This window comes from Muriicola sp. (genome assembly GCF_049669965.1).
GTDB lineage: Bacteria > Bacteroidota > Bacteroidia > Flavobacteriales > Flavobacteriaceae > Muriicola.
Genome location: NZ_JBATLB010000091.1, coordinates 1 through 12,340, shown reverse-complemented (window position 1 = coordinate 12,340; position 12,340 = coordinate 1). Strand labels below are relative to the sequence as shown.

Here is a 12,340-nt window from a genome sequence, read left to right as displayed (position 1 = left end):
TGGATTGCCAATGTACAGGTGCAACGCATGTGTTTAAGCGGGATGTCTTTTGTAGGCACAGATATTGGCGGATTTGCAGAACAGCCCAATGGAGAACTTTTCGCGCGATGGATACAATTAGGTATTTTTCATCCTTTCTGCAGGGTACATAGCAGCGGAGATCACGGCGATCAGGAACCCTGGTCCTTTGATTCGGAGGTAACCAAGATCGTTCGTAAGTTTATTGAACTGCGCTATCAGCTGTTGCCATATCTCTACACAGCATTTTACAAGTATTTTAAGGAAAGCATCCCGATGATTCAACCATTGGTATACTTTGATCAGGAAGATCATCAGACCCATTTCCGCACAGATGAATTTATTTTCGGGGAACAGATCCTGGTATGTCCCATCCAGGAGCCAAATGCCAAAGGAAGACGCATGTATATTCCAAGAGGAAAATGGTTTGACTACTGGACGAACGAAACCGTAGAAGGAGGCACTGAAAAATGGGTAGACGCGGATATCGATAAGATCCCCATTTTTATAAAGGAAGGAGCCATTATTCCAAAATACCCGGTACAACAATATGTTGGAGAATTGACCATTACAGAACTTCAGTTAGATGTTTATTATAAATTGGGTACTGAGAATTCCAACGTTTATGAAGACGCCCAGGATGGGTATGATTATACGAAAGGGGAATACAGTTTGCGTAATTTTAAACTAACAGGTAAGGAAAAGGAACTGATACTTCAACAATTTAAGGATGGTAATTTTGTGACCACCTATGAGACCTTTAAATTAAATCTCATGGGACTTCCGTTTAAGATAAAATCGATAGAATTAGATAATGAAGCCATAGACCTGAAGGATGTGAAAATGAATGGCGCTAACACCATCCATGTTACCAAAGAATTCACGACCCTTCAAATTTTAGGGAAGTGATTTTTTTGTAATTTCAACAAAAAGTAAACAACGATGAACAAGAACATATTTTTAACACTGGTAGTGCTTCTGTTTGTTATAGGATGCAAGACCAATCCTTTTACCGGGAAGAGCACTCTTAATTTCTATCCAAATACCTCCATATTTCCTACTGCTTTTGCACAGTACGATGAATTTTTAAAAGAAAATAAAGTAGTTGAGAGTTCTAGTGAAGCTAAGATGATTTCGTCGGTAGGGCAACGGATTGCCACAGCGGCAGAGCGATGGCTCAATTCAAACGGATATCCGGGATATCTTAAAGACTATCAGTGGGAATACAATTTAGTACAAGACGAAACCGTCAATGCCTGGTGCATGCCGGGAGGAAAAATTGTTTTCTATACCGGAATACTTCCTATTTGTCAGGATGAAACAGGGATCGCAGTGGTTATGGGGCACGAGGTGGCACATGCATTGGCAGATCACGGTGCACAAAGGATGAGTGCTGGCATGGTACAACAGGGAGTTGCCGTTGCAGGAAACATTGCAATAAATGATCCAGAGAAAAGGAATATTTTTAATCAGGCCTATGGTATTGGATCTGCCGTGGGAGTTATGCTTCCATTTAGCCGCAGTCATGAGACAGAGGCAGACAGAATAGGGCTTCAGATCATGGCCATAGCCGGTTATAATCCTGATGAGGCTGCAGAGTTATGGAAACGTATGAAAGCCAATTCGGGCAACCAGGCTCCTCCAGAATTCCTCAGTACACATCCTTCCAATGATACAAGAATTGCCAACCTAACAAGTTGGGCACCATTGGCTAAAGAAGAGGCCAGAAAGTATGGAGTGACTTCTTTCCAATAGGAAGGTAAAGAGACAGTATAGGTTATTTTAATCATAGCTGGGTGCACTACTAATGGACCCTGGTAAACCAAAGATATGGCCGGGACTATCCTTTTAAAAGGAAGTAAAAAACTGCTCAATGCCTGGGCATTTTATGATTGGGCCAATTCTGTTTATAGTCTTGTCATAGCTTCTGCCATATTTCCCATCTATTACGGGGCCTTGTTCCGTATTGCCGATATAGAAAAGATCAGCATTTTTGGAGGGGAGATCGCCAGAGCCCCCTTAATTAGTTACACTACTTCCATCGCCTTTGTTTTTATCGCCCTGATCACCCCTTTGGTTTCCGGTGTTGCGGATTACATCGGCAACAAAAAGGCGTTTATGCAATTCTTCTGCTACCTGGGCGGAATTTCCTGTATTGGCCTGTATTGGTTCTCCTTGGAAAACATAGAGTTGGGTCTGATTTGTTATTTCTTTGGCCTGGTGGGATTTTGGGTGAGTTTCGCGATTAATAATTCGTATTTACCAGATATTGCCTTTCCTGAGCAGCAAGACCGTATAAGTGCCAAGGGTTTTTCTATGGGCTATATAGGAAGTGTTATTCTCCTGTTGATCAATCTGGCCATGGTCATGAGGCCGGAGATTTTTGGTATTACAGGTGAAGGCGCCGAACTTATTGCCATGCGATATTCCTTTGCTTCTGTTGGTGTCTGGTGGATCTTGTTTAGTCAGTATACCTTTTACCACCTCCCAAAAGGCAACAAGCGTGTTGGTGAACGGCATCATGTGATCCTCAACGGGTTTAAGGAACTCAAAGGGGTCTGGCATCAGCTGGGTGATGAGATTAGGCTAAAAAGATACCTGGGTGCCTTTTTTGTGTATAGTATGGCGGTACAAACCGTAATGCTAATCGCTGCGTATTTTGGGGAGGAAGAAATAAAATGGGGATCTGATGGGGAACGAACTACAGGTTTAATTGTCAGTATTCTTGTCATTCAATTAGTGGCAATCATAGGGGCCACACTAACTGCCAGGGCGTCAAGTACCTTTGGCAACATAAAAACACTGGTTTTTGTGAATATTCTTTGGGTGTTTATCTGTGTGTATGCTTATTTTGTGACGACTCCTACAGAGTTTTATATTGCGGCAGGTTGTGTAGGTGTGGTAATGGGCGGCATACAGGCCCTGTCGCGTTCTACCTATTCCAAGTTCTTACCAGAAACCAAGGATACGGCATCTTTCTTCAGTTTCTATGATGTAGCGGAGAAGATAGGCATCGTAATTGGTACGTTCTTGTATGGTATGGTAGCCCAGTTTACCGGAAGTATGCGCAATGCCACTATCTTTCTTGGATTGTTCTTTATCCTAGGAGCCATTCTCTTACTCAGGATCAATAAAAAAGCCCCTGGTTAGAGGCTTCTTTAATTAATTTGCTGGTAAAATCTCCTCATCCTTTTGAAATATCGCCAGATCCGGAGGTCTTACTGTCTATTTTCGTTGGGTTTCCGCGATAGGAAATATCACCAGATCCTGAGACCCTAGCCTTTAAAGATTCATTGGCGGTAACTTCAATATTCGCAGAGCCGGATACCTGGGCACTGACATTATCTGAGACCAGTCCATAGGCATGAACATCGCCCGAACCGGATATTTGTACCTCAAGGTTTTCTGCCCTGCCGCTGAGGTCCATATCTCCAGATCCGGAAACATTGACCTCCAGGTCCTGCACATCAAGTTCTAAACTGAGATCTCCTGAGCCAGACATACTGGTCGTAAAATCGGACGCTTTTAGAACCGTTTTCCCTACCAGATCGCCTGAACCCGACATGGATACTGCATTAATTTCTCGGACGGGAATGGTCACATAAATAGATCCATTTTTCCATGAAGAAGGTTGCAGGTTCACTCCTTTTTCTGGTTTTATCACCAGTTTTCCGTCTTTAACTTCCGTAATTATATATTCTAACAGGTTTTCCTCGCCTTTGAGAGTAATATTACCCTCGGCACCTTCAACAAGTTCAACATCGAACCAGCCCGAGACGGCAATGGCCTCATAATCCGAAGTTGATCTTTCAATAGTTACTACCTTTCCGTTTCCTTTGATCTTTTTCCCCCATTGGGCAAAGCCCATAGAAGACATACATAAGACCAAAATAAGTGTAAATAATTTTTTCATTGTAGTTAAATTTAGTGTTTATTTTTTAGTGAATGATATACTTCCATAATCGCTGGTAATGTCTATACGATTGCCACTATTTTGCTTTCCGTAAAAACCTTTGTAATAGCGAGAACTAGATTTCTCTTTGCTGATGGCTATGTCGAAATCGTCTTTTCCACTTACGCCCGAGTATTCGGTGGTAAGCTCAAAATCAAAATAATAATCACTGCTGTAGCCAATTTTAATACCGGTATAATCTGTGCGTAGGTTTATATTTCCGGCATCCTGATCCATCTTATCTATTTTGATACCTCCGTAATCTGCACTGATATCTACGTTTCCGTATACAGTACCCAGCACTACATTGATATAGTCTCCGTTTCCTTCCACATTCTTCACGTCTCCTACCTCCATGTTTCCGTAATTACTGCTGTATTGCAGATTTCCCATTTCTTCTATAGTAGCATTGGTATAGTCTGCATTGATCACAAGATCTCCCGCTTTTTCTATGGTAAATCCGGAATAATCTGCCATGATCTTACCACTATTGATATACCCAATATAAGACTTGGAAGTATAATCGAAACTGAGATCATTGTTTCTTCCGTGCAGTTCGCCTATCTGCAGACGGCCATAGTCACAACTTATTTTGGCATAACCATCTATTCTGTCCAGGGTTATATTTCCATAGTCATTGTTAAGATGAACGCTGTTTTTTACAGGAAGTTTAATAGTGTAATCGATCTGCATATTAACGTTGCTACTGCCCCAGTTCCAGTTCCAGCCTTTATTATTGTTGAACTCTGTTTTAGCTGAGACCATAGAGGCACTTGCATCAAATTGTACGCTAATTTCATCTAATTTTTTCTGCACTTTCTCTTCGTTGTTTCCATTGGTCTTAATAACTACCTCTATCACAATCCGATCTTCATTCCAGGAAGAGAGACTTACGTTGCCATAACTGTTTGATACCTTTAGAAGAGCATCTGCATTGACCGTATATTCTTTCTTTATGGTTTTTTCTTTGGTGTATTTCCCTTTTAAAGGATCTACATGGGCACTTAACACCAACGGTAATGTGCATAAGAGAAGTACCGTGTATTTAAGTAATATTGTTTTCATTTTGCTGATTTTTAAGGGTTTTAATAATTTCTATTTGTGCTAATACATCCTGCATTAGATCTATACGTGTTTGAAAATTCTGGATCATGGCCTGTAATATGAACTTATCATCCCCGCCTTTCAAAAGGTCATTTTCTAATTTCTTATAATCCGATTCCAGAAGGGCCAACTGCTCCAGGGCGTCCTCTATAATTTTTTTTGTCTCAGGAGAGTTCTCTTGCTCCAATTGTTTCACCTGCTGTTCAATGATATTGGCGAAATAGAACTGTGAATTAGAGATTTCCGGTGAGATTTCGGCTATGCGTTCTTGTTCAGTTGTTTTCAACAGCCCCTGCCCTATACTAAGTGCAACCACCAATACTATGGAGGCGGCTATGGATAGGGGTTTCCACCAGGAAACACCTTTGCTTGGTTCTGTCCCTGCATCATTCAACTTCTCTAGAAATCTCGCCTGATGACCCGGCAAGGGTTCTTTGTGGTCAAAGTGCGGTCTGGCCTTTTCAAACAGCTCGTTTAATTGATGATCCTTCATGATTGTACAGGCATTAATTTTTTTCGTAAACTTTCTTTAGCTCTTGATATAGTTGTTCTGCAATTGGCATAACTGATATTCATTAGGTCGCAAATTTCCTCGTAATCGTATCCCTCAATCAAATGTAAGGTCAGAGAAATTCTGTAGTTATCCTTGAGCGTTTTCATGGTTTCCAAAACTCTTTGAGCCAATTGTTCTGTTTCATCATGACCAGCTTCCGGTACATCATTATCTCCGACCTTGTAAAGAGTATCATTAAGTGCAACCTCATTCTTCTTTTGTTGATTTTTGTAATGGTACAGACTTTTATTGATCACAATTCTTTTTAACCAGGCTCCAAAAGCAACTTCTCCTTTAAAAGTGTGCAATTTGGTAAAGGCGTTTAAAAAAGCTTCCTGCATCACATCTTCTGCCTCCGCTGTGTTCTTTACGATCCTAACCGCCGTATTATACATAGCCTTATAGTATCTGTTATAGATCTCCAATTGTGCTTTTTGGTTCCCTTCCAAACACAATTGTAACAAGGTTTCTGTATGTTCTCCTACTTGGCTCAAAAAGTATTCGATTTGTTATATAGATAGCTCAATTTAGCGATTGTTACAGTTTCTGATGAAAAATATTGGGCTTGGCACAAGAATTGTTTTTTATGGACACAACAAATCCTTGCTAAGCCATTAAAAAAGGGCTTTTATGGGTTTGTATAAGGTAAATACTGATTTAGAAAAACACACACCACTGTCTTTAAATGACAGAATGACGGATAAAAGATCTATGGGAGACACAAAAATTATACGATTTGACAATATGTCGTTACAGGATATTAACGAAGAATCTGAACTTATACCCCTACTGACCCCGGAAGATGAAGAGGAAATGAGGAAGGAAGTGCTGCCAGAAACTCTTCCTATATTACCCTTGCGAAATACGGTATTATTTCCGGGCGTTGTGATCCCTATCACAGCCGGAAGGGATAAGTCGATCAACCTGATCAAATACGCAAATAAGGGTTCCAAAACTATAGGAGTAGTTTCGCAAAAGGATGAGGAAACCGAAGATCCGGGAGTAAAGGACATTAATACCATGGGAACAGTGGCCAGGATCCTTCGGGTATTGCAAATGCCAGATGGGAATACAACGGTCATTATCCAGGGTAAAAAACGTTTTGAAATTGCGGAAGTGTTGACGGAAGATCCCTATATGACGGCTACCATAAGAGAATTACAGGACGAAGAGGTAGACCAAAAGGGAGAGGAATTCCTGGCCATCATCGATTCCATAAAAGAAATAGCCCTGCAGATCATTCGAGATAATCCTAACATTCCCAGTGAAGCTTCTTTCGCTATAAAGAACATCAAAAGCAATTCTTTCCTGATCAATTTTGTTTCGTCTAACCTAAATTTAAGTGTCAGTGAGAAACAAGCCTTGCTCGAAATAGGGAATTTAAAGGACAGGGCCCTGGCCACACTGAAGCATATGAATGTAGAGCTTCAGAAACTGGCCCTCCAAAAAGATATACAGTCTAAAGTGCGTTCCGACCTGGATCAGCAGCAACGGGAGTATTTCTTGCACCAGCAAATGAAGACCATTCAGGAAGAATTGGGCGGGGCTTCTTATGACGAAGAGATCGAGGAAATGCAGCTCAAGGCCAAGAAAAAGAAATGGAATGATAAGATCCGGGAACATTTCGAAAAGGAATTAGCCAAAATGCAACGCATGAATCCGCAGGTGGCAGAGTTCAGTATTCAGCGTAACTATTTAGACCTGTATCTGGAGTTGCCATGGGGGGAGTATTCCAAAGATAAGTTTGATCTGAAAAGGGCGCAGAAGATCCTGGATAGAGATCATTATGGGCTGGAAGATGTGAAACAGCGTATCATTGAATACCTGGCTGTTTTAAAACTCAGGAACGATATGAAGTCGCCAATTCTATGTCTCTACGGGCCTCCCGGGGTTGGTAAGACCTCCTTGGGAAAGTCGGTCGCAGAGGCATTAGGCAGGCAGTATGTAAGGATTTCACTAGGCGGATTGCGGGATGAGGCGGAGATACGCGGACACCGGAAAACCTATATCGGGGCCATGCCGGGAAGGATCATACAAAGTGTAAAAAAAGCAGGAACCTCTAATCCAGTTTTTATTTTAGATGAGATAGACAAGCTGTCTAGCAGTTATCAGGGTGACCCTTCTTCGGCCATGCTGGAGGTGCTAGATCCTGAACAGAACAACGAATTCCATGATAATTTTCTTGAAATGGGATACGATCTCTCTAAGGTGATGTTTATAGCAACCGCCAATAATCTTTCCTCTATTCAACCGGCTTTGCTAGATAGAATGGAGATTATTAATGTTACCGGCTATACCATTGAGGAAAAAGTTGAAATCGCTAAAAGGCATTTGCTTCCAAAGCAACTAAAAGAACACGGGCTAAGCTCAAAGGACCTGAAGATTGGTAAAAGGCAGTTGGAAAAGATTGTGGAAGGCTACACGAGAGAGTCCGGAGTGCGAGGTTTGGAAAAGCAGATAGCCAAAATGGTACGGTATGCGGCCAAATCTATAGCCATTGAAGAGGATTATGAAATAAAAGTGAGTAATGAGATCATAGAAAAGGTCTTGGGACCGCCACGTTTGGAAAGAGATAAATATGAGAATAATGATGTAGCCGGAGTTGTAACCGGCCTCGCATGGACAAGTGTGGGTGGTGATATTTTGTTTATAGAGTCTATCTTGTCTAAAGGCAAAGGACAGCTCAATATTACCGGGAACCTTGGTAAGGTTATGAAAGAATCGGCAACCATTGCCATGGAATATATTAAGTCGAACGCTGACCTTTTTGGGATAGACCCCGAAGTGTTCAATAGTTATAACGTGCATATCCATGTCCCGGAAGGGGCTACTCCAAAAGATGGCCCCAGTGCGGGTATTACCATGCTCACTTCCTTGGTTTCGCTCTTTACTCAGAAGAAAGTTAAGAAGAGTACAGCCATGACGGGGGAGATCACACTGCGTGGTAAGGTATTGCCGGTTGGAGGGATCAAAGAGAAGATCCTCGCGGCAAAACGAGCTCGCATAAAGGACATTATTTTATGTGAGGACAACAGGAAGGATATACTGGAGATCAAGGAGGAATATTTAAAAGGCCTTACTTTTCACTATGTAACGGATATGAGCGAGGTCATTGAACTTGCCGTAACCGATCAAAAAGTGAGAAATGCGAAAAAGCTGTGAGATAGTCATAAAAAGTATCCCTACACGGAAATAGCACGAAGGAGACCCTGGGAATACTACTATTCTCCGTAATTTTAGAGCATGAGAAAAATAACCATTGCAATTGATGGTCACTCTTCCACCGGAAAGAGCACGATGGCCAAGCAATTAGCTAAAACACTTGGTTACGTTTATGTAGATACCGGAGCCATGTACAGGGCCATCACCCTGTATGCTCTTCAAAAAGGATATATAGGGCCAAACATAGCCAAGCCAGAATTTCTGATCCGGGAACTCCCCTTGATCCATCTGGAGTTTAAACACAATGCTTCCAAGGGATTCTCGGAAATGTATCTCAACAATACGAATGTTGAAAAGGAAATTCGAACGCTGGAGGTCTCCCGTTATGTAAGTCAGATTTCTGAAATAAGGGAAGTGCGCCAAAAACTGGTATTGCTTCAGAAGGAAATGGGTAAAAAAAAGGGACTTGTAATGGATGGTCGTGATATAGGGACAGTGGTTTTCCCCAATGCCGAATTAAAAATATTTATGACCGCAAATCCAGAGATAAGGGCCACCAGGCGATACAAGGAATTGATTGACAGAGGTGCAGATATTAGTTTTGAAGAGGTGCTGGAAAATGTACAGCAAAGAGATTTTCTGGATACGAACCGGGAGTTCTCACCACTCAAAAAAGCCGATGATGCCATTGTCTTGGACAACAGCACCCTAAGTCCTGAAGAACAGTTTAAAAGGACTTTGGCTTTGGTAGAGGATCGTATTAATACCGCATAAAAAAAGGCGCTTAACAGCGCCTATAAATTTTATCTTTTAGATTTTCGGGATCACCAGTACCTGATCGGGATGGATCATATCCGGGTTCTTTAGAATATCTGTATTGGCAGAAAATATTTGTTTGTATTTCATTGGATCTCCATAATAGTGTTTGGCGATTTTACTAAGCGATTCACCTTTTTGCACAATATGTCTATGAAAGACACTGTCATCAGCCACTGTTATGTTGGCTTTGATATCAGAAGCATTTTCCCCTCCAATTTCTTTAATTTTATCCCACAATAGATTTTTTTCATAAGGTGTTTTTGCTTCTCCCTTGATCTTTAAGATACCATTCTCTTCATGAACGTTGCCGTCTTTGATACCTAATTTTTCGCCCAGTGATAACACACCCTGGTATTTGTCTTTCGTACTCATTTATGTTGATTTAAAAGGTTTATAATTGCGTCTTTAAAGATACAAAATCTACAAAGAGTATGGAGGTCCTGCCTCAAATTGTTAATATTTTGATCACCACCAGTTATTTAGGTTGGTAAAACAAGATATTAATTGTACTTTTGCACACCTTTTTGGCAAGTATTTAAGAGCGAAAAGGGCACGAAAAAAATAAAAACAACTTCCATAGATGTTGCCTCGCTCTTAAAGGTTTATGGAATACAAAATAATATCAGCAAATGGCTGAAGAGAAAACAACAACAGAAGATACTCAGGTAGCTGAGGTAGCTCAGGAACAAAAAGTAGAGACGCCCAAACAAGATCCGAAAGAGTTCTTGCAGAATTTTGATTGGGATAAGTATGAAGAAGGAATTGAGCGTGTAGACGAATCCAAATTAGAGGAATTCGAAAAATTAGTAGCCGAAAATTTCGTAGATACGGCAGATGAGGAAGTAGTTACAGGAACTGTAACTCATATTACTGATCGCGAAGCTATTATTGACATCAATGCTAAATCTGAAGGGGTTATTTCCCTGAATGAATTTCGCTACAATCCCGGACTTAAAGTAGGGGATAAGGTAGAAGTGTTGATTGATATCCGTGAAGACAAAAGCGGACAATTGGTTCTGTCTCACAGAAAAGCCCGTACCATCCAGGCATGGGACAGAGTGAATGCTGCTCATGATAAAGAGGAAGTAGTCACTGGTTTTGTTAAATGCAGAACCAAAGGAGGAATGATCGTTGACATATTTGGTATAGAAGCTTTCCTACCGGGATCTCAGATAGATGTTAAGCCTATCCGCGATTACGATCAGTATGTTGGGAAAACTATGGAATTTAAAGTGGTGAAGATCAATCATGAATTTAAGAACGTAGTAGTTTCTCACAAAGCGCTTATTGAAGCGGATATTGAAGAACAGAAAAAAGAGATCATCAGCCAGTTAGAAAAAGGACAGGTACTAGAAGGTGTTGTAAAAAACATTACTTCATATGGTGTCTTTATTGACCTCGGTGGTGTTGACGGATTGATACATATCACAGATCTTTCATGGAGTAGGATCAACCATCCAAATGAGGTGGTAGAACTAGATCAAAAACTCAATGTGGTTATCCTTGATTTTGATGATAATAAATCCAGGATCCAACTAGGACTTAAACAATTAGAGAAACATCCATGGGAAGCCCTAGGTGATGAGTTCAAAGTAGGTGATAAGGTAAAAGGTAAAGTAGTGGTAATCGCAGATTACGGTGCGTTCCTGGAAGTAGCTGAAGGAGTTGAAGGACTTATTCACGTTTCGGAAATGTCTTGGTCTACTCACTTAAGATCTGCACAAGATTTTGTGAAGGTTGGAGATGAGTTGGAAGCTGTGGTTCTTACGTTAGATCGCGAAGACAGAAAAATGTCTTTAGGGATCAAACAACTTACGCCAGATCCTTGGACAGACATTACGTCTAAGTATCCTGTAGGCTCCAAACACAAAGGAATTGTAAGGAATTTCACCAACTTCGGAGTTTTTGTAGAACTGGAAGAAGGAATTGATGGGTTGATCTACATTTCTGATTTGTCCTGGACCAAAAAAATAAAACATCCATCTGAGTTTGTAGCCGTTGGCGACACCCTCGAAGTTGAGGTGTTAGAATTGGATGTGGAAGGGCGTAAGTTAAGTTTAGGCCACAAGCAAACAACAGATAATCCATGGGATAAATACGAAAAGGAATTTGCCTTGGGTACTGAGCACACAGCTTCCATTACGGAGATCGTTGATAAAGGAGCGGTCATAGACTTCAATAAGGATATTACAGCCTTTGTTCCTCAGCGACATATGGAGAAAGAGGATGGTAAGAAATTGGCTAAAGGAGAAGAGGCCCTTTTCAAGATCATTGAGTTCAACAAAGAATTCAAAAGGGTTGTGGCCAGTCATACCTCAATTTTCAAGGAAGAAGAACAGCGCAATGTAAAGGCGGCCAAGAAAAAGGCGGCTACCTCAGCAGAGGAGTCTAAACCAACACTGGGAGACGCCAATGAGCAATTACAAGCGTTGAAAGACAAAATGGAAGCCGGTAGCAAAAAGAAGTAAGCTTTTACATTGTCCAAGTAACTATAAAGTAAAGCCCTGACCGCAGTGTCAGGGCTTTTTTTTTAACCTTTTTGAGATATATCCCTTCGTGCTGCGGGATGATATTTTGCAGGGTTCCTTTTTATTGAATAGAAATCGCTATTTTTGATGTCAAATATGTTGGTAGCGCAAACCATGAGTCAAAAAGTACTTCTTTCCTCTAAAGAAATCCATATAATTTTACATCGCCTGGCTTGCCAACTTTTAGAAAACCATCTGAATTTC

At 41.0% G+C, this 12,340-nt stretch carries 11 protein-coding genes and 1 pseudogene; 7 read left to right on the top strand and 5 right to left on the bottom strand.

Going from position 1 to position 12,340, the window contains the following annotated elements:
- The 3 genes from WBM49_RS05130 to WBM49_RS05120 form a co-directional block, all read left to right on the top strand.
- Positions 1-927 (top strand): TIM-barrel domain-containing protein (locus tag WBM49_RS05130; RefSeq protein ID WP_424370989.1); only part of this gene is annotated, 927 nt, incomplete at its 5' end.
- A gap of 33 nt (positions 928-960) precedes the next feature.
- Positions 961-1,773, top strand: coding sequence for a M48 family metallopeptidase (locus WBM49_RS05125; protein ID WP_424370988.1), 813 nt, complete (start codon positions 961-963; stop codon positions 1,771-1,773).
- Between the two features lie 75 nt (positions 1,774-1,848).
- Positions 1,849-3,168: an MFS transporter gene (locus tag WBM49_RS05120; protein ID WP_424370987.1), complete on the top strand. Its 1,320-nt coding sequence runs from the start codon at positions 1,849-1,851 to the stop codon at positions 3,166-3,168.
- A gap of 34 nt (positions 3,169-3,202) precedes the next feature.
- Here WBM49_RS05120 and WBM49_RS05115 read toward each other — a convergent pair whose 3' ends face one another.
- From WBM49_RS05115 to WBM49_RS05100, 4 genes are read right to left on the bottom strand one after another with little or no spacing between them, the layout of a single operon-like run.
- Positions 3,203-3,931 carry a head GIN domain-containing protein gene (locus tag WBM49_RS05115; protein ID WP_424370986.1) on the bottom strand — a complete coding sequence of 243 codons (729 nt, stop codon included), beginning with the start codon at positions 3,929-3,931 and terminating at the stop codon, positions 3,203-3,205.
- Positions 3,932-3,949: 18 nt separating this feature from the next.
- Positions 3,950-5,035 (bottom strand): hypothetical protein, encoded by a 1,086-nt coding sequence (locus WBM49_RS05110; RefSeq protein ID WP_424370985.1) that lies wholly within the window; start codon positions 5,033-5,035, stop codon positions 3,950-3,952.
- Positions 5,016-5,567 carry a hypothetical protein gene (locus WBM49_RS05105; protein WP_424370984.1) on the bottom strand — a complete coding sequence of 184 codons (552 nt, stop codon included), beginning with the start codon at positions 5,565-5,567 and terminating at the stop codon, positions 5,016-5,018. The genes WBM49_RS05110 and WBM49_RS05105 overlap by 20 nt, the downstream gene beginning before the upstream one ends.
- Positions 5,564-6,121, bottom strand: coding sequence for an RNA polymerase sigma factor (locus tag WBM49_RS05100; RefSeq protein WP_424370983.1), 558 nt, complete (start codon positions 6,119-6,121; stop codon positions 5,564-5,566). The genes WBM49_RS05105 and WBM49_RS05100 overlap by 4 nt, the downstream gene beginning before the upstream one ends.
- A gap of 217 nt (positions 6,122-6,338) precedes the next feature.
- Between WBM49_RS05100 and lon the strand changes: the two genes are divergently transcribed.
- Both lon and cmk read left to right on the top strand, forming a co-directional pair.
- Entirely contained in the window at positions 6,339-8,789 is a 2,451-nt protein-coding gene (lon, locus tag WBM49_RS05095) for an endopeptidase La (protein ID WP_424370990.1), read from the top strand.
- Positions 8,790-8,870: 81 nt separating this feature from the next.
- Positions 8,871-9,563, top strand: coding sequence for a (d)CMP kinase (gene cmk / locus WBM49_RS05090; RefSeq protein WP_424370982.1), 693 nt, complete (start codon positions 8,871-8,873; stop codon positions 9,561-9,563).
- 36 nt (positions 9,564-9,599) lie between these two features.
- Here cmk and WBM49_RS05085 read toward each other — a convergent pair whose 3' ends face one another.
- Positions 9,600-9,980 carry a LysM peptidoglycan-binding domain-containing protein gene (locus tag WBM49_RS05085; RefSeq protein WP_424370981.1) on the bottom strand — a complete coding sequence of 127 codons (381 nt, stop codon included), beginning with the start codon at positions 9,978-9,980 and terminating at the stop codon, positions 9,600-9,602.
- A gap of 257 nt (positions 9,981-10,237) precedes the next feature.
- Here WBM49_RS05085 and rpsA point away from each other — a divergent pair, with 257 nt between their 5' ends.
- Together rpsA and WBM49_RS05075 are read left to right on the top strand one after the other, a co-directional pair.
- Complete coding sequence (gene rpsA, locus WBM49_RS05080) at positions 10,238-12,076, top strand: 30S ribosomal protein S1 (protein ID WP_424370980.1); 1,839 nt, start codon at positions 10,238-10,240, stop codon at positions 12,074-12,076.
- A 174-nt stretch (positions 12,077-12,250) separates the two neighbouring features.
- Positions 12,251-12,340, top strand: a pseudogene (locus WBM49_RS05075) (bifunctional pyr operon transcriptional regulator/uracil phosphoribosyltransferase PyrR); the annotation flags it as partial.